Source organism: Nocardia grenadensis (genome assembly GCF_050942415.1).
GTDB classification, from domain to species: Bacteria; Actinomycetota; Actinomycetes; order Mycobacteriales; family Mycobacteriaceae; genus Nocardia; species Nocardia grenadensis.
This window is the reverse complement of record NZ_CP192054.1, coordinates 2,527,983-2,552,549: the sequence shown is the minus strand read 5'-3', so window position 1 is coordinate 2,552,549 and position 24,567 is coordinate 2,527,983. Positions and strand designations below refer to the sequence as shown.

At 68.4% G+C, this 24,567-nt stretch carries 26 protein-coding genes; 15 read left to right on the top strand and 11 right to left on the bottom strand.

Annotated elements, in window-relative coordinates; genetic code table 11:
• Window positions 1–162 precede the first annotated feature (162 nt).
• From ACQPYS_RS11525 to ACQPYS_RS11510, 4 genes are all read right to left on the bottom strand, one after another.
• Window positions 163–333, bottom strand: a complete 171-nt coding sequence (locus ACQPYS_RS11525) for a hypothetical protein (RefSeq protein WP_433492576.1) — start codon at window positions 331–333, stop codon at window positions 163–165.
• The gene (locus ACQPYS_RS11520) at window positions 327–1,097 is read right to left on the bottom strand and encodes an MBL fold metallo-hydrolase (protein WP_433492575.1); all 771 of its coding nucleotides are present in this window, start codon (window positions 1,095–1,097) and stop codon (window positions 327–329) included. Before ACQPYS_RS11520 ends, ACQPYS_RS11525 begins: the two co-directional genes overlap by 7 nt.
• Window positions 1,098–1,277: 180 nt before the next feature.
• Complete coding sequence (locus ACQPYS_RS11515; protein WP_433493026.1) at window positions 1,278–1,643, bottom strand: flavin reductase family protein; 366 nt, start codon at window positions 1,641–1,643, stop codon at window positions 1,278–1,280.
• Window positions 1,644–1,655: 12 nt separating this feature from the next.
• Window positions 1,656–1,889, bottom strand: coding sequence for a hypothetical protein (locus ACQPYS_RS11510; RefSeq protein ID WP_433492574.1), 234 nt, complete (start codon window positions 1,887–1,889; stop codon window positions 1,656–1,658).
• A 158-nt stretch (window positions 1,890–2,047) separates the two neighbouring features.
• On the opposite strand from ACQPYS_RS11510, the gene ACQPYS_RS11505 reads away from it, so the two are divergent.
• The 3 genes from ACQPYS_RS11505 to ACQPYS_RS11495 all read left to right on the top strand — a co-directional run bounded on the left by ACQPYS_RS11505 (window position 2,048) and on the right by ACQPYS_RS11495 (window position 4,321).
• Complete coding sequence (locus ACQPYS_RS11505; protein WP_433492573.1) at window positions 2,048–2,674, top strand: helix-turn-helix transcriptional regulator; 627 nt, start codon at window positions 2,048–2,050, stop codon at window positions 2,672–2,674.
• Window positions 2,675–2,885: 211 nt separating this feature from the next.
• Window positions 2,886–3,491, top strand: coding sequence for an ABC transporter ATP-binding protein (locus ACQPYS_RS11500; RefSeq protein WP_063036187.1), 606 nt, complete (start codon window positions 2,886–2,888; stop codon window positions 3,489–3,491).
• Window positions 3,488–4,321: a hypothetical protein gene (locus tag ACQPYS_RS11495; protein WP_433492572.1), complete on the top strand. Its 834-nt coding sequence runs from the start codon at window positions 3,488–3,490 to the stop codon at window positions 4,319–4,321. Before ACQPYS_RS11500 ends, ACQPYS_RS11495 begins: the two co-directional genes overlap by 4 nt.
• Window positions 4,322–4,387: 66 nt before the next feature.
• Here the strand turns inward: ACQPYS_RS11495 and ACQPYS_RS11490 are convergent, their stop codons facing one another.
• From ACQPYS_RS11490 to adhE, 6 genes are all read right to left on the bottom strand, one after another.
• The gene (locus tag ACQPYS_RS11490) at window positions 4,388–6,409 is read right to left on the bottom strand and encodes a polyprenyl synthetase family protein (protein ID WP_433492571.1); all 2,022 of its coding nucleotides are present in this window, start codon (window positions 6,407–6,409) and stop codon (window positions 4,388–4,390) included.
• 407 nt (window positions 6,410–6,816) lie between these two features.
• On the bottom strand, window positions 6,817–7,125 hold the full coding sequence (locus ACQPYS_RS11485) for a substrate-binding domain-containing protein (RefSeq protein ID WP_433493025.1): 309 nt from the start codon (window positions 7,123–7,125) through the stop codon (window positions 6,817–6,819).
• A gap of 19 nt (window positions 7,126–7,144) precedes the next feature.
• Window positions 7,145–7,453, bottom strand: a complete 309-nt coding sequence (locus tag ACQPYS_RS11480; RefSeq protein ID WP_433492570.1) for a DUF6802 family protein — start codon at window positions 7,451–7,453, stop codon at window positions 7,145–7,147.
• A 143-nt stretch (window positions 7,454–7,596) separates the two neighbouring features.
• On the bottom strand, window positions 7,597–8,028 hold the full coding sequence (locus ACQPYS_RS11475; RefSeq protein ID WP_431939002.1) for a nuclear transport factor 2 family protein: 432 nt from the start codon (window positions 8,026–8,028) through the stop codon (window positions 7,597–7,599).
• Between the two features lie 507 nt (window positions 8,029–8,535).
• Window positions 8,536–8,982 carry an SRPBCC family protein gene (locus ACQPYS_RS11470; protein ID WP_433492569.1) on the bottom strand — a complete coding sequence of 149 codons (447 nt, stop codon included), beginning with the start codon at window positions 8,980–8,982 and terminating at the stop codon, window positions 8,536–8,538.
• Between the two features lie 329 nt (window positions 8,983–9,311).
• Window positions 9,312–11,972 (bottom strand): bifunctional acetaldehyde-CoA/alcohol dehydrogenase, encoded by a 2,661-nt coding sequence (adhE, locus tag ACQPYS_RS11465; RefSeq protein ID WP_433492568.1) that lies wholly within the window; start codon window positions 11,970–11,972, stop codon window positions 9,312–9,314.
• A gap of 498 nt (window positions 11,973–12,470) precedes the next feature.
• Here adhE and ACQPYS_RS11460 point away from each other — a divergent pair, with 498 nt between their 5' ends.
• The 12 genes from ACQPYS_RS11460 (at window position 12,471) to ACQPYS_RS11405 (ending at window position 24,161) form a co-directional block, all read left to right on the top strand.
• Entirely contained in the window at window positions 12,471–13,454 is a 984-nt protein-coding gene (locus ACQPYS_RS11460; RefSeq protein ID WP_063036182.1) for a substrate-binding domain-containing protein, read from the top strand.
• 44 nt (window positions 13,455–13,498) lie between these two features.
• The gene (locus ACQPYS_RS11455; RefSeq protein WP_433492567.1) at window positions 13,499–15,010 is read left to right on the top strand and encodes a sugar ABC transporter ATP-binding protein; all 1,512 of its coding nucleotides are present in this window, start codon (window positions 13,499–13,501) and stop codon (window positions 15,008–15,010) included.
• A 34-nt stretch (window positions 15,011–15,044) separates the two neighbouring features.
• Complete coding sequence (locus ACQPYS_RS11450; RefSeq protein ID WP_245664532.1) at window positions 15,045–16,061, top strand: ABC transporter permease; 1,017 nt, start codon at window positions 15,045–15,047, stop codon at window positions 16,059–16,061.
• Window positions 16,062–16,140: 79 nt separating this feature from the next.
• Window positions 16,141–17,235, top strand: coding sequence for a zinc-dependent alcohol dehydrogenase family protein (locus tag ACQPYS_RS11445; protein WP_433492566.1), 1,095 nt, complete (start codon window positions 16,141–16,143; stop codon window positions 17,233–17,235).
• A complete protein-coding gene (locus tag ACQPYS_RS11440; protein ID WP_433492565.1) occupies window positions 17,232–18,452 on the top strand; it encodes a DUF4380 domain-containing protein in 1,221 nt (406 codons plus the stop codon). The genes ACQPYS_RS11445 and ACQPYS_RS11440 overlap by 4 nt, the downstream gene beginning before the upstream one ends.
• Entirely contained in the window at window positions 18,449–19,204 is a 756-nt protein-coding gene (locus ACQPYS_RS11435) for an SDR family NAD(P)-dependent oxidoreductase (protein WP_433492564.1), read from the top strand. The genes ACQPYS_RS11440 and ACQPYS_RS11435 overlap by 4 nt, the downstream gene beginning before the upstream one ends.
• A 56-nt stretch (window positions 19,205–19,260) precedes the next feature.
• Window positions 19,261–19,980, top strand: coding sequence for a FadR/GntR family transcriptional regulator (locus ACQPYS_RS11430; RefSeq protein WP_063036178.1), 720 nt, complete (start codon window positions 19,261–19,263; stop codon window positions 19,978–19,980).
• A complete protein-coding gene (gene dgoD / locus ACQPYS_RS11425; protein WP_433492563.1) occupies window positions 19,977–21,125 on the top strand; it encodes a galactonate dehydratase in 1,149 nt (382 codons plus the stop codon). The genes ACQPYS_RS11430 and dgoD overlap by 4 nt, the downstream gene beginning before the upstream one ends.
• Before the next feature lie 52 nt (window positions 21,126–21,177).
• Window positions 21,178–21,804, top strand: a complete 627-nt coding sequence (locus tag ACQPYS_RS11420) for a bifunctional 4-hydroxy-2-oxoglutarate aldolase/2-dehydro-3-deoxy-phosphogluconate aldolase (RefSeq protein ID WP_433492562.1) — start codon at window positions 21,178–21,180, stop codon at window positions 21,802–21,804.
• Window positions 21,801–22,820: a sugar kinase gene (locus ACQPYS_RS11415; RefSeq protein ID WP_433492561.1), complete on the top strand. Its 1,020-nt coding sequence runs from the start codon at window positions 21,801–21,803 to the stop codon at window positions 22,818–22,820. Before ACQPYS_RS11420 ends, ACQPYS_RS11415 begins: the two co-directional genes overlap by 4 nt.
• Window positions 22,817–23,728, top strand: a complete 912-nt coding sequence (locus ACQPYS_RS11410) for an SMP-30/gluconolactonase/LRE family protein (RefSeq protein WP_433492560.1) — start codon at window positions 22,817–22,819, stop codon at window positions 23,726–23,728. The genes ACQPYS_RS11415 and ACQPYS_RS11410 overlap by 4 nt, the downstream gene beginning before the upstream one ends.
• Window positions 23,729–23,840: 112 nt before the next feature.
• Window positions 23,841–24,161, top strand: coding sequence for a hypothetical protein (locus ACQPYS_RS11405; protein ID WP_433492559.1), 321 nt, complete (start codon window positions 23,841–23,843; stop codon window positions 24,159–24,161).
• Between the two features lie 37 nt (window positions 24,162–24,198).
• Here ACQPYS_RS11405 and ACQPYS_RS11400 read toward each other — a convergent pair whose 3' ends face one another.
• Window positions 24,199–24,435, bottom strand: a complete 237-nt coding sequence (locus ACQPYS_RS11400) for a hypothetical protein (RefSeq protein ID WP_433492558.1) — start codon at window positions 24,433–24,435, stop codon at window positions 24,199–24,201.
• Window positions 24,436–24,567: the final 132 nt, after the last annotated feature.

Below are 24,567 nucleotides of genomic sequence, written 5' to 3'. Positions count from 1 at the left end.
CGTACCTCAGGTCGATGACGGGACAGCGGTCCCGGCGGCGGCCGAGTCGATGACCCCGCCCCACTGCTCATCGAGTCCGAGCCGACCCGGGCACCGCGACGACGACCACGCCTTCCGCCTCGGTCCGAGCCGGAGACGCCGACCGCGGACCAGAGAGGGCGGTCACCGGACCGCGTCGACCACCTGTGTAGCGACGGGCTGCCAGCGACAGCCTCCCTCTTCGCCCACCACGACGCGACCGAAAGTGACGTCGGCGAAATGTATTCCGAATCCCAGCGTGTTGTCCTGGACGAGGCGCTGGAGAATCGCGTGGCGGCTTCGAGTGCTCAGCACGGTATCGATATCCGGCTGTGCGGACCAGCGCGGGTTCTCGATCTGCACCGGCGAGTGGAACAGATCCCCGAAAGCGAGCAGGCGCCGGCCCCCGAGGCGATCTCGTAGACCGCGTGGCCGGCCGAATGCCCTGGTGCGGAGATCAGCGTGATTCCGGGAAAGAACTCGCCGGCGTCCTCGACGAGCTCGAGTCGAGGACGCAGCGCTCTCATCGTCTCTTCGAAGGGGCCGTGCACGTCGGAGGTACCGTGATGCCATTCGGTGGCGGTTGTTACCGCTCGTGCGCGGGCGAACGGCGTTCGTCCGGTCGCGGGATCGCGGGCGCAAACCCATCCGATGTGGTCGAGGTGCAGGTGGGTGAACGCCAGTACATCGACTTGATCAGGGCTGACACCCAGCGCTGCCAGGCTCGCCGGGAAGGACCCGCCCGTGGTGGCGCCGATTCGAGGCACGGCCGGATCGGCCGGTATCCGACGGGGCCCGAAACCGGCATCGATCAGTACGGTGCCGTCCGGTGTCTCTACGAGCAGCCCTCCCATACCGGCCCGAAGGTAGCCTTCGTCGTCGAAGTACCGAGGGTGGTGAGCCCAGTACTCGGACGAACTGTCCGGCAGCCACAATGTGGGGTCGAGCTGCACCCATCCGTCATGGACATAGCTGACCCGGATATCGCCGAGGTGAACCGAACGGAGCTTCGGCGTGCTGTGCAGGCGTGCCTCGGCGGGCGTGATGTCGTCGACGCCGTTCATAGCGTTGTTTCTCACCCCCTCGGAGGGTGTCCGGTGAGGACCTCGCTGCGATAGCGCGAGGCAAGTTACACGGCCATCGTATTTCTCGACGCGCTCGCTACCCCGTGCGGGACCGGAGTTCTCCGATGCGAGCAGATCCGCGCCGGCGGCCGATCACGGTGGGCGGGTGGTACCGAGCCGCCGCCCGCCGAGGCCTCAGCTTTCGCGGTCGGGACGGCCCGGCCACCGCGCATAGGGAATGCGGGCGATGTCCAGTACCGCACCGATCGTCGACCATTCGTTGCGACCCAGACGCGCGAGTGGGCGCAGCCGGTCGATCGCGGGGAGGCTGTTACCACGGGCATCCGTACGGACCACATCGGCATCGACCGCGGCATGCAGGACCCGGCCGATCACCACTGTCGAGTCACCGAGCTCCACGGTGTGTTCGAGGCGGCACTCCAGTGCGACCGGGGACTCCGCGACCCGCGGTGGCGCCACGGTCGCACTGGGCTCCGGTGTCAGCCCGACCTCGGTGAACTCGGCAACCCGGGACCTGGATCCGAACCGGTGCCGCTGCAGGTCGGGGCGATGTCACTGATCGCCTGGATCAGCCTGTGCCAAGGACTGCCCCGCGAGGCCGAGCGCATGCTCGACGAATGCGTCGCCCGCTGCGTGCCCGACGCCGCGGACCGAGTGCGCTGGCGCGCGGAACCCGATGTCGATCTGGGGCTGCCCGCCGCGGTCGAATACGCCCGAGGTGCCGAACTGATGCTGATCCGCCGCGATCCGCGGGCGATCGCCGTCCTGGCCCCGCCGGCCAAGCACTGGACACCTGCCGCGCCCACCTCCGCAACGCCGAGCGCTCCGGTGCCCAGTGGGCGATCTGCTGGGCGAGGCTGGCATGGGCGATCGCATCGAGTAAACACGGCGACGCGGGCGAGGCGCTCGCCGTGGGGCGCGCGACATTGTCCGATCAACTCGCGATGCGCGACCGGTGGAGCGCGGTGTGGGCCGTGCACATCCAGGCATGGACGCTGGCCCGCCTGGTCGCCGCCGACGACGAGCCGGACGTGACGGCCCGGGCACGCGATATCGCACGCCTGCTCGGCGGCGGTGCCACGCTCCGCGAAGGCCTGGGCGTCGATATCGTCCACCTCGGCCCGTTCGCCACCGAAACCGAATTCGCCGCGGACACCGCCCGGAGAATACTGAACGACGACGCCTTCGCGGAGGCGGAGCGGGAAGGTACGCTGTTGCGGCCGGAGCTCGGCGAAGTGACGCAGCTGGCGTTGGGCAACCTGTCCATGGACAAGTTGCCCGTCGAACATCCGATCCGGCGCAGCCGCCCCTCCCCGTGGCAGCAACTGTCGACGGCCGAGCAGGAGGTCGCCGTACTCGCCGCAGCGGGGTGGACCAACACTGCCATCGCGGTGCGGCGCGGCAGCTCCTCCAAGACTGTCGACGCTCAAATGGCCTCCGTACTGCACAAATTGATGATCGGCTCCCGAGCAGCCATCCGCTCCCTCGTACCCGACGATCGGCAGGACCAGGTGAACGACGAAGCCGCACGTAAGCCACAACGCGGCCGTTCGAATCCTCGTCTCCGCTGACCGGATGTAGCGGGCTACGCTGTCACGCGGACTCCGCGCGAGCGCCGAGTGTCGTGAATACGCTCCCATTTCGGCGGAAGCCACGCCTCCGTAGTCGGTTTCGGACGCGTATCCCTTGCGCGGAAGTGGATTTCGCCGTCGCACCGACGGTTGATTGATAGCATTCGTGCGGCAAACCGGCCACTACGTCGGCGGAAGACAAGGGGCGTTGATGGAAGTGGAGGACGTCCACCATTCGTACGGCAGGCGGTCGGTGTTGCGTGGCATCGACATCGTATTGCCCGCCGGGGCGCTGGTAGGAATCGTCGGCGAGAACGGCGTCGGCAAATCGACATTGTTGAAAGTACTCTCCGGAGAGCTGCGGCCGGACCGCGGGACGGTCCGGCACCGCGCCCGGTTCGGTTACTGCCCGCAGCAGGTGGTGCTGAACGATGCGTTCACAGTGCGCCAGCACCTGGACTTCTTCGCCGCGGCCTACGCCGTCCCGGACCTGCGGCGGGCCGAGCAGACCATGGAAATCCTGCGCTTCTCCGAGTATGCCGGTGAGCCCGTCGGCACGCTGAGCGGCGGCACCCGACAGAAGCTCAACCTCACGCTCGCGGTGATGCACGATCCGCAGGTGCTGCTGCTCGACGAGCCGTATCAGGGTTTCGACTGGGAGACATACCTGCGCTTCTGGGATCTGGTCGCGGAATTCCGGGACACCGGCCGGTCGGTGCTGGTCGTCTCGCATCTGGCGCACGACACCGACAAGCTGGACCAGGTGTGGCGGTTGCATGAGGGGGTCCTCCGGACCAGGCAGGAGACAGCCGGATGAGCGGCGGTGTACGGCTGTTCCTGATCGCTACCCGCTACGGCCTCGTCGAACACGCGCGTAACCGGTTCGCCATGGTGTTGGTGGCCGTCTTCGTTCCCGTTCTGATCACTCTGGTGCGCGTGGCCGTCACCGATATCGAGGTACCGTTCCGGCTCCGGGACACCGGTCTGGTGCTGCGCGCCGACGGCAACGAGCTCGCCCAGATCAGCGGCGCCCTCACCGCGGTCTCATTGATCATCGGGTTCATGATGTTCGCGGCGACTTTCAGTAGCGGAGCCTTCGACCGGCGGCTATCGATGGCCGGATTCCCCCGGGTGGCACTGGCTTTGGCGAAAATCGCCTGCCTGGTGGTGGCCTCGTTGGGGGTCTGTGTCTATGCCACCGCTGTGATCTGCTGTTACTGGTCGCCACAACGGCCTGTCCAGCTCGCTGCGGCCCTGTTCTGCGCGGCGATGACCTATGGAGCGCTGGGTGTCGCCCTCGGCGCACTGCTCCGCCGCGAAGTGGAGGGTATGTTCGCCATAGCGATGATCAGCTGTTTCGACATGGCTGTACAGAACCCGATCGCCAGCAGCGGCGCGGACAGCGAATTCGTACGCTGGCTGCCCTCCTATGGTGCGATGCAGGCCTCGACGGCTGCCGGTTTCGCCGACACCACACTCTTCGCGGGTTTCGCCGTGCAATTGGTCTGGTTCACCGCGAGCGCCCTTGCCGGACTGGTCGCTTTCCATCTGCGCACCCGCTCGTCCCTGGGCCCGATGAGGTGGATCCATATCTCCGGACTCCGCACCCGCGGGCCGGCGAAGTCCGGACAGCCGGCGAAACGTTGAACGCGTGTCCCGGGCGGGCCGTATCGGCGGACAGCCCGGGACGAAGGTTCCTTGCGGCCGCGGGAGCTACAGTACGGCAGGAGCCGGTTCGGTTGTCCGGTAGTAGACCTCACGACGCAAGCGTTCCAGGTCCGGCGTCGCGGAGGTCGCCCCCACCTTCGACGTCGTGGCGTACCTGTCGCTTTCCCGCCCCCAGAGCCCCATTCTCGCCATACTTCCGTACATCTCCGCGTAGTCCTTCCCGCGGCCCGAAAGACCGGGAAGTACGCGGAAGAGCGTGGGAACGTAGCGGATCGCCGACTCGAACTGGGCGCGATGCTCGGCGACCTGCCGCCGCACCTGCTCGACGGCTTCGCCGCGGGTGCAGCCCGTCTCGTGGCGGACCGCCCTGACCAGGTTGTAGGGGACTCGGTCGGCTTCGTCCTGCGCCAACCCCACCAGGTCGTTCTCCACGAAGGTCACCCAGAAACCGAGTTCCTCGAGACGGCGAATAACGGGGTGATTGCGCACTTTCCCGGGCAGCTCCCGGTCGTGATACATCTCCATGACGGCAATGGCGGTCTCCACCCCACTGGTGGACATCCGCAGTGGCAGGTAGTCGGCGGTGGCGGGAATATGGCCGTCGATGCGATGGTGTGCCTCGCGTTCGGCGGCTTCGAACCACTCCTCGACACCGTCGAGGAACCGCTCCTGCCAGCGGGCGGTGCGGCCCGCGCGCAGGCGCGGCCACAAGCTCGCCCACGCCGTGGGAATCGCGCCGGACCGCCACGGCGTCTCCGGGTCCTGGCGCAGTGTCGCCACCATGCCCCGGCGCAGTGCGGTCACATCGTCCGGATCGGTCAGCTGCGGATCCTCGAAGAGGTCGTCCCACACAAGGGCCAGCACGGCCATTCCGTAGGCGGTCTGTTCGCGGTAGGTGTCCGCCGCCGGGGCCAGAATTCGTGCCCGGCTCCGGATCGCTCCGGTCCACCGGTGATAGTCCGCCTCGGCCGCAGAGACAGCGAGGCCGGTATCGACCAACCAGCTCGTCAACCATTCCGCGACCCGCGGTGGAAGGTCGTCGACCGGAGCCTCGGAAGGCCGCGTCATGGGTTGGGAGACCGCGGGGCGAGAAGGGCGCCGGTCGAGGATCGACCGGATGTAGGCGGTCATCGCTCGGCGGGCGTCCGAGGGAACGGACAGGTCGGCGAGTCGGCCGGCGGCCTCGTCGAGGAAATCCTCGGCCACGGCCCGGGCTTCGTCGACGGCACCGGAGGCGATGACCAGTTGTCGGGCCCGTGCAGCTTGATCCCCGGTCATTCTGCCGCGCAGCAGGCGGGCCAGCTCCCTGTCGTGGGCGGCCGCGCGGATCACCGGAAGTGTGTAGATACCCTCGGGCAGATCCGCATTGACGGCCTTGCCCATCTCCTCGGCGGTCGAGGTCAGATCGAGGATGTCGTCGTACAGCTGGTAGGCCAGTCCGAAGTGCCGGCCGAACAGCGCCAGCGCCTCTTCCTCGTCCGCGGAGCGGCCTGCCTGCATCGCGCCCACCCGGCACGCCAGCGACAGGACCGCTGCGGTTTTACCGTCGATCGTGTCCAGGTAGGACTGCTCGCTGCGGGAGGGAACGTAGAGGTCGGCGGCCTCGATCACCATGCCCGCACACATCTGCTCGCCCGCGATGGTCGCCGCGAGAACCTCGCGCGGGCCGAGTTCGGCCAGCATGCGCAGGCCCGAGAACGTCACCGCGTCCCCACCCAATACGGCCATATGCGATCCCCACACCGCGTTGGCACTGGGACGACCGCGGCGCTGGTCCGCATGATCGACGACATCGTCGTGGTAGAGCGACCCCAGGTGCATCATCTCCACGGCGGCCGCGGCGCGCACCGCCCGGTCGACCGCCGGTATCTCGGGATCGGTGAGCAGGTAGTACGACAGTAGGGTCAGAGTCGGGCGGACCAGACGGCGCGAGGTGCCCGGCCCTTCGTCTGTGAGTGCGGTCAGTTCCGGTCTGTTCTCCAGTCGAACAGGCCCGAGAATGTCGCGGACGCGGTTCAGGTCCGCCTCCAGATGCGGAAAGACAGCCGAGTCGATTTCACGTGGCACGAGCGCGCTCCTGAATTGCTGGATCGGTCATCTACGAACACCGCCGGTCAGTCTGTCACCATGCGCCCGCAAAAATGTTGGTATCGAACGACTTCGACGTTCACCGCAACTATCCGGCGACCGTCACGCGGTGTGGTGCCCGCCGCACTACGGGAACGGCCACCGGTCCGGTCATCCCGGTGCAGCCCGATACGTCCCCGCTCGATACGCACGGCCTCGCCTGCTGCGGGAGTGCTGTGGTGCCGACGGCCGGACTGCGGGTGTCCCACGGTGATTTCGCACGGACCGGGACCCGCAACCGCCGTGGTGGGGACGGCCCGACCGTCGGCGGCGAGCCGGTCGTCCCACCACTCGGAATTCGCTCGGTCACCGATTGGCCGAGGAGGAGGGTCCGCCGTCGAACCGGCTCAGGCGGCGGTGGAGGCGCGCGCGAACGGGTATGGACGGAAACAGACGTGCTCGGGTTGTGATCCCCCATCATCGGCCGCGGCGACCAGCAGGTCGACGGCGACGGAGACGATATCGGCCCGAGTTCGACGAATGCAGGTGAGCGGGACGCCCGCCGGAGCGAAGTCGATATCGTCGTAGCCGAGCAGCGCGACGTCGCCGGGTACCTCGATGCCGCGCAGTGTCAGGGCCTGCAGCACACCGATCGCGAGCAGGTCGTTGACGCAGAGCGCGGCGTCGGGCCGGTCACCGGTGGGCCGGGCGGCAATACGCTCACCGGCACCCCGATCACTCCCCTACTTGCCCCTGATCGGTTTGCCGCCACTCGCCCGTCCCGTCCGGATTACGGTGGTATTCCCACGCCGAGTAATCGCCGTCGTGCTCCACCACGCTCAGCCGGTCGGCATAACCGTCGAGGTCGGTATCGGTCCAGACACTCGTCGAATCGGGACCGGTGGTGACGAAGGTGTCGAGGATGCCGTCAACGACCAGGTCCTGGGTGGGTGATTCCATTTCCACCGGCCCCAGGCCGTCCATAGACGAGGACTCATCGAAACTCGGCATACCGATGCCGGGGAATTCTCCTGATGTAGGCATGGATTCTCCTGAGCTCCAATGGTCGACCGCGGGAATATCCTCCGGTTCATCTTTCCATCCCCCGACGGTACAGCGCACCCCGGTTCCCGGGCAGGAACGGAGCTGTCGGTGGTCGGGCATCACCCCGCCGCGCCTTCCCGGCCTTATGCCGCGCTCATCGGGGTGCATGCCGCCGCGATGGAGACACTGTTCTCGTATAGGTGGTGCCGGGTGATACGACCGTCCTCGACGGTCAGGCGCAATGCGAAGGGGCCCTCGAACGATTTGCCGGTGGCGCGCACGGTTCCGGAGAGGTGGCCGAAGAGAACGGCCTCGGTGCCGTAGATCAGAGAAGTGTCGATACTGGCCTTGGCGTCTTCCGGAACGGTGTAGGCCATCAGCTCGTCGAACTGTGCTGCGCATTCGGCGGCGGTCCGGCGCGGTCTGATCCATGGGACCGCGGGGTTCTCGGCCAGCAGCCAGTCGACCTCGTCTGCGAACAGGGCGGTGAGTTCCTCGGTGTTGCCGTTGGCGCGAGCGGCCAGGAAAGCATCAACGGTGGCTCGAGTGGCCTCTGTTGCGGTGGTGCCGATCATGCTGCTCTCTTTCGAGTGGTGCTGGACAGTCCGTCCGAATCACACTCGCATGGCGGCATGCAAAGGCCGATTACCTCGGAGGTAAAGCCACGGCGGTGGTCACCGAGATGTACCGCCGCTGCGCTATGGCCGTGGGCCTGGCCCCGATCCAACGCACGATCCTGCCGCCGGGCGGGCGTTCGGGAACGGGGCATCCGGCCCCTCCGAAACGGCGGTCGAGGAACATCGGCGCGAAATGTTCCGGTAGCCACCCGATGGGGTTGCAAGAGGTCGGGAACCGGGCCGGCCGTAGCGCTACCGCACATACTTTCGTGGGTCGACCGTGGGGCTCGGGCAGGACCGATGGTCGACGCCGACGTGGACGCGCTGGTCGGCATGATTCTTCTTGTTCAGCGCCGGCTCGCTGATGTGTGCCCTTGCCGCGATCCGCATCGGTCGATTTCCATGGTCACCGGTGAGCCGCGCCCCGCGGCAGTCGCGCGCCGCAGCATGCGGCGGCCCGCCGATTCAAGCTTCGACTCGCGTACGCAACCCGTTGAGTGTGCTGTTCACCAGCCCTTTGATCACCCGACTGCGAATGAAGCCCGGTAGCGGCAAGTTGTGGTGGATGGTCAGCTGGTAGGTGACCGAGGTGATGTCCGGGCCGGCTTCTTCGAGCTGATAGCGGCCTTCTTGACCGGTCTGCATGCGGCCTTCCACCATCGACCAGCTCATACCGTCGCCGCGGTGGCGATAGGTCAAGGTGTAGGTGTCGGTGCCGACCGTCGCCGACGCCTTGAACCGTGCCGTCACCGGCAGGCCGGTCTGCTCGTCCACCTCGAGCACGTCGGCTTCGAGGATCTCGGGAATCCACTCCGGCTGGCTTTTCAGATCACGGATGGTCTCGAGTACCCGAGCCACCGGCGCGCGCAGGCGCACGGTTTCGGTGGCGCTATCAGTGGGCACAGCAGCCATCCCCGGCGGCACGCACCGATTCTGATGCGATGTCGGTATCGGACATGAGAACGATCTCTCCTAACGGTGGAGGTGGCGGCGTTCCCGGTGCATCTGTTGCTGACAGTACTCCCGTACCACGGCGTCGCCTGGAGTCTTTGTACCCTGCCGTCGGGCCGATCGGCGCTCGGGCCGTCGCGCGTTCGAACTCCCGTGGCCGTGTCACGCCGGAACGACGCTGCCGGCTCGCCCCGGGTCGGGGAAATGCCAGAGGACGGCATCCGACGAGGTGGGCAGCAGAGTTCGCCAGGCCGGCCAGGTGGCCGAACCATGGGATTCCGTCGGCGCTGTCAGCGTGAATCGCGGCGCTCCCCGTAATAGCCGGCCCGGAGCAGATCGGTGATCTCGCTGATCAGGGGCATTCGCGGGTTGGTGCGGTTGCTGAGATCTCGAAACGCGGTCATCGCCAGTTCGGGTAGCGCCCCGAGAAACTCGTCCTCGGGAATGCCGATCTCCTGCAGCGTGCTGGGCACGCCCGTCCGGCGCAGCAGGTCCTCGACGCCCTGGAAGAGCCTGCGGCGGCTCTCCGCGGGTTCGTGACCGCCGAACACGATCCGCCCGAGTTGGGCGTACTTATCCGGCGCGACATAGGCCGAATAGCCCGGTGCCGGCATGAACTTCGTGGGCACGCTCGCGTTGTACCGCAGGGTGTGCGGCAGGAACACCCCGTTCACCCGGCCGTGGGCGATGCCGAATCGGGCACCGACGGCATGCGCGAGCGCATGGTTCGTCCCGACGAAGGCGTTCGAGAACGCCAGCCCGGCGAGTGTGGCGGCATTGGACATATCGGTGCGCGCGGACAGGTCGTGCGGATCGTCGTACACCCTCGGCAGCGCATCGAAGATCAACCGCGCGGCCTGGACACAGAAGGCATCGGTATAGGGCGAGGCGAAAACCGAGGCGGCCGCCTCCAACGCATGGGTCAGCGCGTCGGTGCCGGTGTCGACGGTCAGAGTGCGCGGCATGGATATCGTGAGCAGTGGGTCCACGACCGCCATATCCGGCACCAGCGAGTAGTCGACCAGGGTCTCCTTGCGGCCGGCGACGGTGAGGACGGCCGCGGGCGAAACCTCCGATCCCGTCCCGGCGGTCGTGGGTATGGCCACCAGCCTGAGCCGGTGGGGGTCCTGCGGGTAGTCGGCCATCCGCTTGCGCGGGTCGAGGAACGGCAGGGTCAGTTCCTCGAGTTCCTTCTCGGGGTGCTCGTAGAACAGTCTGATCGCCTTGGCTGCGTCGATCACCGAGCCGCCGCCGATGGCGACGAGGAGATCCGGAGGGAACTCGGTGAGCAGCGCGACACCGCGGCGAATGGTGGCCTCGTCCGGTTCGGGTTCGACCTCGCTGAACACTTTGATGTGCGCGGCGCGCAGGTGACAGCGTAGTTCGTCGACGACACCCCGCTGTTCGCCGATCGCGTCGGTGATCACCACCACGTCGGTGCAGGCGACGTCGCGCAGATTCTCCAGCGCGCCGGCATTGAAGAAGGTGTTGGACGGCACACGGAACCACTGCGGTGGTGTGCGCCGATGCGAAATGGTCTTGATGTTGAGCAACTGCATGTAGTTGACGTTCTCGGTGGTGCTGGATCCACCCCACGTGCCGCACCCGAGGGAGAAGGTCGGGGTCAGATTGTTGTAGATCCCGCCGAGCGCCCCGACCGCGGTGGGAGCGTTCACGAGGATCCGGCCGGTGCGCACGGCCAGCCCGTACGCGTCGATGACGGTCTGGTCCCGGGCGTAGACCGCGGACGTGTGGCCGAGGCCGCCGTGCTCGGTGACCAGAACGGCAGTTGCGATGGCGTGCTGGACATCGCGGGCCCGAACAAGACCCAGGACAGGCATCAGTTTCTCCTGCACCAGCGGGTGCGCGGCGAGCCGCTCGCGATCCGACGGCAGGGGGGCCAGTAGCACCTTGACCGACTCGTCGACGCTGAAGCCGGCGCGTGCGGCGAGTTCGGGTGCCTGCTGCCCGAGGGCTTCGAGGTTCACCTTGTCGCCGCAGCCGAAAGCGAAATCGGCGAGCGCCTCTGTTTCCTTGTCGGTGAGCAGGTGAGCACCCATTCTTTCGAATTCGGCGACGGTGTCGTCGTAGATCTCGTCATCGACGATGCAGGTCTGTTCGGCGGGACAGATCACCGACGCGTCGAAGGTCTTCGAGATCAGGATGTCGACGACGGCGCCTTTGATATCGGCCGTGCGGTGCAGATAGATCGGGGCGTTACCGGGCCCTACCCCGAGAGCGGGCTTTCCGGCGGCGTTGGCGAGGGAGACGATCTTCTGCCCACCGGTGACCCAGATGAAATCGACCCGGCGATGTCCGAACAGGTAGTGGGTGACGTCGTGTGCAGCATCGGGGATGACCTGAAGAGCACCGGGCGGCATGCCCGCCGCTTCGGCCGCGGTGCGCAGGGTCTCGACCGTGCGTTCGCACGAACGCACCGCCAACGGCGACGGCCGGAAGATGACGGCATTGCGGGTCTTGGCGGCAACGATCGCCTTGTAGAGCACCGTGGAGGTGGGGTTGGTGACCGGGGTGATGGCCAGGACGACGCCGATCGGTTCGGCGACCCGGACAATGCTGCGATCGAGATCCTCCTCGATCACCCCCACGGACTTCTTGTCCTTGAGATAGTCGTAGAGGAACTCCGTGGCCACGTAGTTCTTGACGACCTTGTCCTCGAAAACGCCGAACCCGGTCTCCTCGACGGCCACTGCGGCAAGTTCCGCAGCCGCCCGGATCCCGGCACGCACCATCGCCGCCACGATCATGTCGACCTGCTGCTGGTCGAGCGCGCGGTATGCCTCCGCAGCGGTCGCGGCGGTGTCGACCACCGCGTCGATCTCATCGCGCCGCCCGGGGGTACCGGGGATGGCAGATATGTGCTCCACCGTGGCCGCGTCGCCGGTGCGATCGACAGCTCGGGACTCGGTGCCGCTCCGCGTTTCGCTCATGACTCTCCTCGCTGGAGATGCCGTCGATTCTCGGTGTGGACGAGGCTTATATTCGTGACAGTACTCCCGGTACAGGTTGTTCAGGCAGCCCTCCGAAGAGTCGCTCGTGTACGCCGTCGACCCACGCGGTGTGCCTCCGCCGGCAGCTCGCGGCCGGGGGCGGTTGCCACGATCAACTCGACGACCTCCCCCGCGGCGCGGCGGGCCGTCGGCGCAGCCGGACGAGGCGCACCGGAACAGTGACGTCGTTGTCGAGGTTGTCGAACTCCAGCACCCGCGGTACCCGCCGGGGTCATAACCCACCGGTGAGCCGCCGCGATGGGGCGCGTCCGGTCGCTCACGACTCGGCGTTCGTCGAGGTATCCCTGCGGCGGGTGGCTGCCGGCATGGCCTTCCGATCCACCCGGAAAAATAAATAATAATTTAGCATTGACACCGTCGGGCGTGGTGGGCGACTCTGATCGAAGCAAAGTTGCCCAGGCGAGACATCGAGGTCACATGCAGGTCAAGAGGAAGTGGGGCGCCATCCTCGGCGCGGTGCTGATCGCCGCGACCGTCGCGGGCTGCGCGGGCAAGGTCGGCGAGAACGGCCGTGTCGGGGTCGTCTACCTGAACGCCGAGGGCTACTACGCAGGCGTGGCGAAAGGTCTGAACGAGACCTTCACCGAACTGCCCGACGCGCCCCAGCTGCTCGCGTCCAATATCCAGTCGGACGCCTCCAAGGAGAGCACCTTCGTCGATACGGTCGCCTCGGTGCAGGCCGACGCGCTGATCATCTCGCCGGCTTCCGCCACCGCCTCCGTCCCCGCGCTGCGGCTCGCGCACGAGGGCGGCGTCCCGATCATCTGCTACAACACCTGCATCGCCGACGAGGCCGCCCGTGAGCTGGTTTCTGCCTACGTGCTCGGCGACCCCAAGGAATTCGGTGCCGCTTCGGGACGCCAGATGGCGGCCTACTTCCGGGAGAAGGGCATCACCGCACCGAAGGTGGCGGTGATCAACTGCGAACAGTTCGAGGTGTGCATTCAGCGCCGGATCGGGTTCGAGGAAGCGCTCACCGCGGCGGCTCCCGGGGCCACCATCGTGGCCAACCAGCAGGGGCTGACCCTCGATGAGGCAGTTCAGCGTGCCGAGCAGATCCTCACGGCCCAGCCCGATATCGACGCGTTCTACGGTGAGGCCGGTTCGCAGATGATCGGTGCGGCACGCGCTGTCCAAGCCCGGGGCAAGGCCGGTGCCGTGGCGGTGTTCGGCGGCGATATGTCGACGCAGGCGGCCGGCATGCTGCGCGACGGCACCATCCTCAAAGGTGTCACCGACATCTCCGGTATCAAGGTCGGCGAACTGGCCGGCCGCGCGGCCGTCGATGTCATCGATGGCCACCCACCCACCGAATTCGTGATCCCGGCCCCGGTCGACGAGTACGTCGGACCGCAGGCCGCGGCGGACTGGCTCGAGACGCATCCGGACGGAATCCCATGACCCCCGCACCCGCCGCGAATCCGCCCCACCCCCGGAAGGACACCATGGATCAGCGCACGGACGATCCCGCGGTCGTCGTCGAGATCGAGGGACTGACCAAGCACTACGCCGGTGTGCAGGCACTGACCGATGCTTCGGTCACGATTCGCGCCGGTGAGGTGCGGGCACTGCTCGGCCGCAACGGCGCGGGCAAGTCCACGATGATCCGGCTGCTCGCGGGTGTCGAGACCCCCGACCGGGGAACAATCCGCGTCGGTGACGAACTACTCGGCAACGGCGGCGTCCGGCGGTCGACGGCGCTCGGCATCGAGACCGTCTACCAGGAACTGAGCCTGGTCCCGGAACTGACCGTCGCGGAGAACATGTTCCTCGGCGTCTGGCCCCGCACCGCCGGGCGCGTCGATTACGACACCATGTGCCGCGAAACCGCCGCCGTCCTTAAGGAACTCGCACTCGATATCGACCCGCTCGGCCGGGTCGAGTCCCTTCCACTCGCCGAACAGCAGCTCGTCGAGATCTGCCGGGCCGTCCGACGCAAGCCGCGGCTGCTCATCCTCGACGAACCGACCAGTGCGCTGGCCGCCGCCGAGGTCCAGGTGGTTCTGCGGACCGTCGAGCAGATCGCGGCGGCCGGGGTCGCCGTCGTGTATGTCAGCCACCGCCTGGACGAGATCCGGCAGGTCGCCTCGACCGCGACCGTGATGCGCGACGGCCGGGTGGTCGAGACCGTCTCGCTGGAGAATACGAGCACCGCCGATATCGTGGCGCTGATGGTCGGCTCCGCCGCGCCGGCCGTGGCGGAACGCACCGAGCGCGTCGTGGACCGCTCCGGGACGCCGTTGCTCTCGGTGCGAAATCTGGTGCTGCCGCCGATGATCCGCGAGGTTTCCTTCGATGTGCATCCGGGCGAAGTGCTCGGGATCGCCGGCCTGATGGGCTCGGGTCGCAGCGAACTACTCCGCGCTGTCGCGGGATTCCATCCGATCTCGTCCGGCTCCGTCGCGGTGGCCGGGACCGAGGTCCGCAATGTCAGCGCGGCCCGGATGAAGGCTCTGGGAGTCGGCATGACACCCGAGGACCGCAAGGGTGCGGGCATCGTGCCGTTACTCGGTGTCGACGAGAACATGCTGATATCGGACTATCGGACCGTCAGCTCCGGACCGACCATCGTGTATCGCCGTTTCCGCGCGGCGGCCGCCGACCTGATCTCGCGGCTGTCGATCGCGACTGCGCGCACGGAGACACCGATCGTCAACCTCAGTGGCGGCAACCAGCAGAAGGCGGTCATCGGTCGCTGGCTGCACGCGGGCAGCCGGATCCTGCTGCTCGACGAACCCACCCGCGGTGTCGATGTCGCGGCGAAGTCCCAGATCTACCGCCTCGTCCGGGAACTCGCCGCCGGCGGCGCCGCCGTGGTGTTCGTCTCGGGCGAGCTCGAGGAGCTGCCCCTGGTCTGCGACCGGGTGCTCGCGCTCCGGGGCGGCGAGATCACCGAGGAGCTCACCGGCTCCGATATCACCATCGACTCCGTCCTCGCCGCCGCGATGGCGGCCTGACCACCACGAAGCCAAGACACGAGAAGAGGACCCCGTGGTCATCACCAAGAACAGTCTCCAGCCGGGTGATTCCCGCACCGCACGCGGCTGGCTGGGCTCGCGTAGTCATCAGCTCAACGAAATCGGCCTCGTGGTGGCGATCGCAGCGCTCTACGTGGTGCTCGGTCTGACCGCGTCGGGCTTCTTGGACGGCTCGAACCAGCTGGGTATCCTGCGCGACGCCGCGACGATCGGCATCGCTGCCTGGGGCGTCACGCTGGTGATCATCGCGGGCGATATCGACATCAGCATCGGTCCCGCCGTCGCATTCGCCTCGGTGCTGGTCGCGATGGGCAGTACCCAATGGGGATTGGGTGTGTTCGGTGCCGTACTCCTCACTCTGGTGCTCGGTGCGGCGTGGGGCGCACTCGCCGGATGGCTGCGGGCCACCTTCAATGTGCCTTCCTTCATCGCCACCCTCGGCCTGTGGAGCGTCCTCGGCGGGCTCGGCCTCTATCTCACCGACGCCCTACCCGTGGTGCTCCCCGACAGCGGACTGTTCGACCTGCTGGGCGGTTCCGTCCTCGGTATCCCGACGTCCGCGGTGGTGATGCTGGTCCTGTTCGCCGTGTTCGTCTATATCGCCAAGTTCACCGCGTACGGCCGTTCGGTGTACGCGATCGGCGGTAACGCGGCTGCCGCCCAGCTCGCCGGCATCAATCTCACCAAGGTGCGCATCCTGCTGTTCGCGACCACCGGCCTGCTCTCGGCGATCACCGGCGTACTCCTCGCCTCCCGGCTCGGCGCGGGTTCCGGCAGCGCGGGAGCCGGCCTGGAGTTCGACATCATCGCGGCCGTCGTCATCGGCGGTGCCGCACTCGCCGGCGGCCGCGGCACGATGCTGGGCACCCTGCTCGGCGTCGTCTTCATCACCGTCATCGGCAACGGACTGGTCCTGCTCGGGGTGAACTCCTTCCTGCAGGACGTCATTCGCGGCGTGATCATCGTCGGCGCCGTCCTGATCAACGCGCTCGTCGTCCGCCGCGGCGCCGCGGCCACCCGCACCGCATGACCGGCTCTCCCATCGATACGGGCTCGGTACCGTCGTCGTTCACCGCACGGGCCCGCCCCGGCCGCCCTCAGGAGGAATTGTGACCACAACCGAACCGGGGACCCAAACCGTTCCCGAGACGATGCCGGGCATCTACCTCCCCGGCAACTCCACCACCGAGATGCGGCAGGTCCCCGTGCCGACACCCGGTCCGGGACAACTACTCGTCGAGGTCGGCGCTGCGGGGATCTGCGGGACCGACATCAGCTACATCTACCGGGAGTACAAGACCCACCGCGGTATCGACGGACCCGCGTACCGCGGGGTCGTCTCCGGCCACGAGCCGTCCGGTCGCATCGTCGCCGCCGGGCCCGGTTGCGCCCGCTTCGGCGTCGGCGACCGGGTCATCGTCTACCACATCGCCGGCTGCGGACTCTGCGACAATTGCCGCCGCGGTTTCTACATCAGCTGCACCGCACCGTCCCGGGAGTCCTACGGCTGGCAGCGCGACGGTGGCAACGCGCGCTACGTTCTGGCCGAGGAGCGCACCTGTGTGCCGCTGCCCGCGGAACTGTCCTATGTCGACGGTGCGCTCATCGCCTGCGGATTCGGCACCGCCTACGAGGGACTGCGCCGCATCGGCGTCAGCGGGGAAGGTGACCTGCTGGTCGTCGGACTGGGACCGGTCGGCCTCGCGGCCGGTATGATCGGCCGCGGGATGGGCGCCCGACGCGTGGTCGGCGTCGAACCGTCCGAGGTGCGCCGGAGCTGGGCCGGCTCGCTCGGCATCTTCGATACCACCGTCGCACCGAGCGAGGCGGATGCCGAACTCGACCGGCTCACCGACGGAGCCGGGTTCGCCTTCACCGTGGACGCGTCCGGGTCGGCACCCGGCCGCTCCACCGCGGTCGAGCACACGGCCGAATGGGGTCACGTCTCGTTCATCGGCGAGGGCGGCCGCTTCGACAGCGAGGTCTCCGACACGCTGCTGCACAAGCAGTTGACGCTGCACGCCTCGTGGGTGACGTCCCTGCAGGCGATGTCGGATCTGGCGACCAACCTGGTCGCGTGGGGCCTGCGTCCCGAAGCCGTTGTCAGCGACCGGTTCACCCTCGACGAGGCGGACCGGGCCTTCGCCCTCGCCGCGGGGGGCAGCCGCGGCAAGGTCGTCTTCGTCTCGGATTCACTACAGTGACCCGGCCGCCCTCCCCCGGACCTCTCGTCGAGATCGATGCGGGTTCCGCGGGCCGTCCCGACACCGTATGGCTCGACAACGCGGTGTTGCGGCTCGGGTTCGTCCCCGCACTGGGCGGGCGGCTGCTCTCGGTGCGATTGCACGGCCGGGAAACCCTGTGGCGCAATACCGAACTGCTCGACGAGAACCTGCACCCGATGCCGCCGCACGTGCCCGCGCCGGTCTCGGGGCCGATGAGTGTCTGGAACAACTACGGCGGCGACAAAACGTGGCCCGCACCGCAGGGATGGTCCGGCCCGGCCGAGTGGGCGGGCCCGCCGGATCCGGTGCTGGACTCCGGCCCGTACGACCGGCGGGTGGAGCGCCTACCCGGGGCGGTGACGCTGACGATGACCAGCGGCCACGACCCGCGCACCGGCCTGACCCTGACCCGGGCCGTCACGCTGCGGGACGGGCAGAGCTGCTACGACGTGCGTCTCGAAGCCCGGAACACGTCGGCGCGGCCGGTGCGGTGGGCGCTATGGAACGTCACCCAGCGCGCCGCCGGCGAGCCCGGCAGCGGCGGCGTGTACATCGGCGTCACCGACGGCGACCACCGGGCGGTACCACTCGCGGTCGGCACCGGATCGCCCCGGCACGAGGTTCTCGGCACCGATCGGGTCCTGGTGCCGCACCAGGATGTCGTCGGCAAAGTCGGATTCCCCGGCGCGAGTGGATGGCTGGCGCACGGCGCGCACGGCCTCACCACCACCCAGGCTTTCACCGCCGATCCGCACGGTGACTATCCCGACGGGGGATCCCGGGTGGAGGTGTGGATGGAACACCCGCTGGGCGAACCGATCGAGCATCTCGGCGGCCTGCATCCACGCGCGCGGATCGTGGAGATCGAACTCCTCGGCCCGTCGACGACGCTGGCGCCGGGCGAACACACCGCACTCGAGTACCGATGCGCGACCGCCGCCGGTGCGGGTGAGGTCCGCGCCGTCACTCCGGTCGGGCACTGGGAGAGCGGCGCCCGGTTCGCCGCGTACGTCGGCGGCGAGCTCCTGGCCGACGGCGTCCCCCGCGGCAGGGTGCATCCCGGTGCGGTGACCACGCTGGACAGCCCCCTGATCGGTAGCCGTGTCACGCTGCGCGAGCACGGAACCGGAGGCGACCACGACCTGGGCACCGTACCCGGTCCCGACCGGGTACACGACCGGAAGGAGACCCCGTGACCACAGAACCCGACACCGGCACGGTGCTGATCACCGGCGCGGCCCGGGGAATCGGCGCCGCGACCGCCCGCCGGATGGCGACCTGCGGATGGTCGGTCGTGCTGTTCGACCGCGACGAGAAGGTCGCCGATACGGCCGCGTCGATCGAATCGGCGGGCGGCCGGGCCCTGGCCTGCCGCGGCGATGTGACCTCCGAATCCGACTGGGCGGCAGCGCTCGTACGCGCCCACGCGACGTTCGGCCCCCTCGACGCGCTCGTCTGCAACGCGCTCGCCACCGATCACACCCCGCTGCACGAGATGACGCTCGCCTCATGGCAGCGGCAGCTGGACGTCAACCTCACCGGCGCCTTCCACGGCGTCCGGGCGTGCCTGCCCGACCTGCGCCGCGACCGGCGCGGCGCGATCGTCATCGTCTCCTCCGTCCATGCCGGTTTCGGGCTGCCCGGGGTACCCGCCTACGCCGCGACGAAAGCCGGATTGACCGGCCTGACCCGGCAGCTCGCCACCGAATACGGTGGCGAAGTCCGGGTGAACTGTGTGCTGCCCGGACCGATCCTGACGGCGCAGTGGGACGGGATCGCCGAAGACGAGCACGCCGCCAGCGCCGCCGAGACGGTCATCGGGCGGCTCGGCGATCCCGAGGAGGTGGCCGGTCCCATCGAGTTCCTGCTCGGTGCCTCCGCGTCCTTCGTCACCGGCGCCACCCTCACCGTCGACGGCGGATGGAGCATCACCAAGAATTCGTCCTGACCGCATCCATGCCGGGGTGTGACAGCAATTCACCGAGAACGGGTCGAGGAGAAGAGATGACAGGCTATGCGGGACGCGGGGTCCACGGTTCGACGGTGGAACTGCTCGGTTCTCGAATCGTGGACGGGACGATAGCCCCTGGCGAGGTCCTCGATCTCCGGGAGATCGGCGCGCAGATGGACCTGTCGATGACCGCGCTGCGCGAGGCGATCAAGGTGCTCGCGGCCAAGGGGCTGGTCGACTCCCGTCAGCGCCGCGGAACGTTCGTCCGGGACCGGGCCCAGTGGAATGTGCTCGACGGCGATGTGATCCGCTGGCGGCACTCCGCCGGTGACGCGTCCGCGATGCTGGACGAACTCGCCGAGGTGCGGGCGATCATCGAACCGTCCGCTGCCGGACTGGCCGCGCTGCGCCGCACCGACGAGGACCTCGCGGATTTCGAGAAGTGCCTCGCCGAGATGGCCGCCGCCGCGACCGGAACCGCGGAGCAGGCCGCCGCGGCGGACCTGGCCTGGCATGAACTGCTGTTGCGGGCCGCGCACAACGAGATGCTGGCCAGCATGAACGTGCTCATCAAACCGGCGCTGATGGTTCGGGACTCACTCGTGCACTACCACACCACCGACGACCCGGTGCCGAGCCACCGCGCAGTCGTCGACGCCATCCGGGCGGGCGATCCCACGGCCGCGGTGGCATCGACCCGGGCACTCCTCGACAAGGCCGCAGCCGACCTGTCGAGCGTGCTCAATCTCCTCGACAGTAAGGAATCAGGGTGAAGATCACGGCTATCGATACCTTCGCAGTCGCGCCACGATGGCTGTTCTGCCGCATCGATACCGATACCGGCATCGTGGGCTGGGGCGAGCCGGTGGTCGAAGGCCGGTCCGATACGGTTCGCGCCGCGGTCCACGAGCTCGCCGAACTGCTGATCGGCAAGGACCCGCGTACGGTCGAGGCGCACTGGCAGGTCCTGACCAAGGGCGGCTTCTACCGTGGCGGTCCGGTGCTTTCCAGTGCTGTCGCCGGCATCGACCAGGCGCTGTGGGACATCCTCGGCAAATCACTGGACGTACCGGTGCACCAGCTACTCGGTGGCGCGGTTCGCGACCGGGTCCGCGTGTACGGGTGGGTCGGCGGCGACGAACCGGACGAGGTCGCCGACGCCGCCCGCGCCCAGATCGAGGCCGGTCTGACCGCGCTGAAAATGAACGCGTGCGGACGATTCGACCGATTGGCGGCGCCCGCCGGACTCGACAGCGTCGTCGAACGCGTCGGCAAGGTCCGGGAGGCGATCGGCGACCGGAACGACATCGCGGTCGACTTCCACGGTCGCGTCGGGGTCGCGGACGCGCGCCGGCTCGTATCGATGCTCGAGCCGATGCGTCCGCTGTTCGTCGAGGAACCGGTACTGCCGGAACTGAGCCACCGGTTGCGGGATGTGGTGGAGTCGACGACCGTGCCGATCGCGACCGGCGAACGCCTTTACTCCCGAACCGAATTCCTGCCCGTGCTCGAATCGGGTGTTGCGATCGTACAACCGGATCTCTCCCACGCCGGCGGCATCTCCGAGGTCCGGCGTATCGGCTCCCTGGCCGAAACCTTCGGCGCGCTACTCGCCCCGCACTGCCCGCTCGGCCCGCTGGCCTTGGCCGCCAGCCTGCAGGTCGCGCTCGCGACCCCGAACTTCCTGCTACAGGAACAATCCATCGGCATCCACTACAACCAGGGCAGTGCCGAACTGCTCGACTACGTCCTGGACCGCTCCCCGCTGCGGTTCGTCGACGGGCATATCGAGCGTTGGGACGCACCGGGTCTCGGGGTCGCCATCGACGAGGCCGCCGTCCGCGCGGCCGACGCCGTCGCGACCGGCTGGCACGGGCCGATCTGGCACCATCCCGACGGATCGTTCGCCGAATGGTGACCCCGCTCCGCGACCACCGACGACCCGAGAACCGACGAAATCGAGGCATCTCATGACCCTGCTCGACGACTTGCGCGAACACCGGCTCCTCGGCATCATTCGTGGCACCGACGCCGCCGCGTCGATCGACACCGCGCTGGCTCTCGCCGACGAGGGCGTCCGGTTGTTCGAGGTCTCCCTCACCTCGGCCGATGCGCCGCGAGTGATCGAGGAGATCGCGACGCGGCTGGACGGACGGATCCAGCTCGGCGCGGGCACCGTTCTCACGCCCGACCAGGTGCTCCGAGTGCGGGAGGCCGGCGCCACCTACGTCGTCACCCCGGCCGTGGCGCCTTCGGTGCCCGCGGCGATCGAGCGCGGCATCCCGGTGCTCTGCGGTGCCCTGACTCCCACCGAGATCGTCACCGCGGTCAGGCTCGGGGTGGACGCGGTCAAGATCTTCCCGGCATCCGCGATGGGCCCCGGATACTTCAAGGATCTGCGCGCACCGTTCCCCGAGGTCCCGCTCGTCCCGGTTGGCGGTGTCGGTGCGGACACCGTGCCCGCCTACCTCGCCAACGGCGCGATCGCGGTCGGTGTCGCGAGCCCGCTGTGCGGCGACGCCCCCGACGGCGGCGACCTGAACGCGCTGCGCGTGCGGGCGCGGTCCTTCCTCGCGGCCGTACGGGAGCAGGCATGAGCGGGTCAGGCCCGAAGGCGGTAGCGCAGCGTCACCACGCAGTGCTCCCGCTCATGCCCAATAGGCAGAGCGTGAACGCGACAGCCGAGCGCACGCTCGACGTCGTCACCGTCGGTGAGACGATGGTGGCGGTCCGCGTCGCGGGCCATATCCGCTTCGGTGGCGACGCCACGGTGGCCGTCGCGGGCGCGGAATCCAATGTGGCGATCGGCCTCGCCCGTCTCGGTCACCGGGTGCGGTGGAGTGGCAGGCTCGGCGCCGACGAGTCCGGCGAGCTGGTATTGCGCACCCTGCGCGCGGAGAACATCCTCGTCGACACCGCCTCCCGCGATACCGAACGCGCCACCGGCCTGGTGATGTTCGAGCAGCGGCTGCCGGATGTGACCCGCGTGGAATACCATCGCCGCGACTCCGCGGGCTCCCGGCTCCGCGCAGCGGATTCCGTCGCGGCACTGGCGGAGCCGCCGCGGATCCTGCACCTCACCGGGGTGACACCGGCCTTGTCCGCGAGTGCCGCCGAGGCCGTGACAGCGGCTGTGCGCATCGCCCGCGAAGGCGGCGCACTGATCTCCTTCGACGTGAACTTCCGCTCCCGGCTGTGGGATCCGGATACCGCCGCGGCAGTACTGCGTCCGCTGGCCCGCGCTGCGGATCTGGTGATCGCGTCCGAGGACGAACTGGGTCTGGTCGCCCGTGATCCCGCAGAACTCATCGACTGCGGGGTTTCGGAAGTGGTGCGCAAGCTCGGCGCGAACGGCGCCGCCGCATATACCGACGCGGGCGTGACCACCGCGGCGGGGCACCGGGTGAGTGTCGTCGACTCGATCGGCGCCGGCGACGCCTTCACCGCGGGATACCTGTCCGCGCTGCTCGACGGCGGCGACGTCGCCGAACGGCTCGCCCGCGGAAACACCCTCGGCGCGTTCGCGGTCTCGAGCCGCGGTGACTGGGAAGGGTTGCCCGGACGCAACGAGCTGGCCTTGATCGAGGCGAGTTCGGGGCTGGCGCTGCGATGAGCGCGGTGGGCGAGTGGACCGCGCTCGGCACGGCGCGGCACGAACTCGGCGAGGGCGCGCGAGCGACCGTCAGCGGCTTCCTGTTCGTCGACCTGCTGGCGGGAGTGCTGCTCGAGACCGACGGCACGCCGTCCCCGGGGACCGAGGGCGATCCGGCGCACCCGACGCGTGAGGTGTTGCGGCTCGACGTCCCTCTCGGTGCCGTCGCGCCGCGGATGGGCGGCGGCTGGATAGCCGCTGCCGGCACCGGAATCGCACTACTCGACGTATCGGACCGGGCAGGATCGAGCGCCCCCGCCGTCGAGATCGAATGGCTGGCGAGGCCGTTCGATGACGCGCCGGTACCGATGCGGATGAACGATGGTGTCGCCGATCCGCGCGGGCGGTTCTGGGCCGGCGCGATGCCCTACGACGGCACCCCGGGCGCCGGGCGGCTGGTGCGGGTCGACCCCGACGGCAACGTCCAGGTGGTTCTCGACGGGCTCACCATCCCCAACGGCCCGGTATTCAGCCCCGATGGCGCCATCATGTACCTCGCCGACAGCGCGCGGGGGGTGATCCTGCGGTACCGGGTGGAAGCGGACGGTGGAATCGATGAGCCCGCCGTCTTCGCCACGGTCGACGACGCGAGCCCCGACGGGATGACCGTCGACGCGGACGGGTGTGTGTGGTCGGCGCTGTGGGGTGGCCGCCGACTGCACAGGTACAGCCCCGATGGCGAACTCATCGACGTAGCGCCCGTTCCGGTGACACAGCCGACGAGCATCGCGGTCGGCGCCGGTGCACCGCACCGAATCGTGGTCACCACCGCGACGCACGGGCTGACCGAACCGGGCCCGTTGGACGGCGCCACCCTGGTCGCATCAACCACGATCGCCGGGTTGCCCACGGCGACCTTCGGCGCCTGAGGCTCCGGCCGTCCGGTCTACCTCGGCGATCTTCGGATAATCGAGCCGATCTGTGATCGCGCCGTCTTCCTGACGGTCGACCGACCCCACCGAAAGGATCGCCGAGGCGTTCGTGGCCTGCCTGGCCTTGCGTAAACGTTTCTTCCCGAAGCAGGTGGCACCGGAACGCCACTGGGACCTGCCGGTAATGCTCGACCAGGGCGACCCCTCACCGGTCGATATCGGTCACCGGTTCATCGCGGCGCATATCGCCGCCGGTCAAACCGAAGGGGTGCTGCCCGGTGGCGACCCCGACCTCCAGGCGGAGGCCATCATCCGGCTGACCCTGGGTTATCTTTTCCTACCCGGTAGCCGGTTCGACCTCGACGACCCGGAGGTCGCCCGCGATGTCGCCCGCCGCACCATCGCCCCACTGGTGACGGCACGATCCTGACCGATCCCCCGAGCCTCCGTATGGAAGGCATCCGGGGTCAAGGGGTGGCCAGCCGGACCGTCATGCGTTTGGTGCCGTGGATGAGCGCACTGTGCCCGTACTCGGGTTTGCCGATCAGCGAATCCGGCGGGGCATGCCAGGTGAGGCCCTCGGCCGCGCGCAACCGGGCGAACGCCGCCTCCCGACCGTCGAAGTCCTGCTCCCAGAACTCATAGCTGGAGATATCGACCTCATGATGGGACCGCGTGGACGCCGTACTGCCTGCCTCTGTCATGACCGCCTCCGAACCGGGTGTGCTCTCCCCATGGTGGCATCCCTGGGCGTCGGGGTCTCGAAATCGACCCGGAACCGAACCCGGGCCGGGGCAGGGAGTGGTCGGCTACCGCGCCTCGCCGGAGGCCACCGT

What these genes read in the sequence shown, in the direction of transcription:
- ACQPYS_RS11505 (WP_433492573.1), top strand. Translation starts at nt 2,048, where the DNA reads ATGCGCGACCGGTGGAGCGCGGTGTGGGCCGTGCACATCCAGGCATGG.
- ACQPYS_RS11500 (WP_063036187.1), top strand. Translation starts at nt 2,886, where the DNA reads ATGGAAGTGGAGGACGTCCACCATTCGTACGGCAGGCGGTCGGTGTTG.
- ACQPYS_RS11495 (WP_433492572.1), top strand. Translation starts at nt 3,488, where the DNA reads ATGAGCGGCGGTGTACGGCTGTTCCTGATCGCTACCCGCTACGGCCTC.
- ACQPYS_RS11480 (WP_433492570.1), bottom strand. Translation starts at nt 7,453, where the DNA reads ATGCCTACATCAGGAGAATTCCCCGGCATCGGTATGCCGAGTTTCGAT.
- ACQPYS_RS11475 (WP_431939002.1), bottom strand. Translation starts at nt 8,028, where the DNA reads ATGATCGGCACCACCGCAACAGAGGCCACTCGAGCCACCGTTGATGCT.
- ACQPYS_RS11470 (WP_433492569.1), bottom strand. Translation starts at nt 8,982, where the DNA reads ATGGCTGCTGTGCCCACTGATAGCGCCACCGAAACCGTGCGCCTGCGC.
- adhE (WP_433492568.1), bottom strand. Translation starts at nt 11,972, where the DNA reads ATGAGCGAAACGCGGAGCGGCACCGAGTCCCGAGCTGTCGATCGCACC.
- ACQPYS_RS11460 (WP_063036182.1), top strand. Translation starts at nt 12,471, where the DNA reads ATGCAGGTCAAGAGGAAGTGGGGCGCCATCCTCGGCGCGGTGCTGATC.
- ACQPYS_RS11455 (WP_433492567.1), top strand. Translation starts at nt 13,499, where the DNA reads ATGGATCAGCGCACGGACGATCCCGCGGTCGTCGTCGAGATCGAGGGA.
- ACQPYS_RS11430 (WP_063036178.1), top strand. Translation starts at nt 19,261, where the DNA reads ATGACAGGCTATGCGGGACGCGGGGTCCACGGTTCGACGGTGGAACTG.
- ACQPYS_RS11420 (WP_433492562.1), top strand. Translation starts at nt 21,178, where the DNA reads ATGACCCTGCTCGACGACTTGCGCGAACACCGGCTCCTCGGCATCATT.
- ACQPYS_RS11415 (WP_433492561.1), top strand. Translation starts at nt 21,801, where the DNA reads ATGAGCGGGTCAGGCCCGAAGGCGGTAGCGCAGCGTCACCACGCAGTG.
- ACQPYS_RS11410 (WP_433492560.1), top strand. Translation starts at nt 22,817, where the DNA reads ATGAGCGCGGTGGGCGAGTGGACCGCGCTCGGCACGGCGCGGCACGAA.
- ACQPYS_RS11400 (WP_433492558.1), bottom strand. Translation starts at nt 24,435, where the DNA reads ATGACAGAGGCAGGCAGTACGGCGTCCACGCGGTCCCATCATGAGGTC.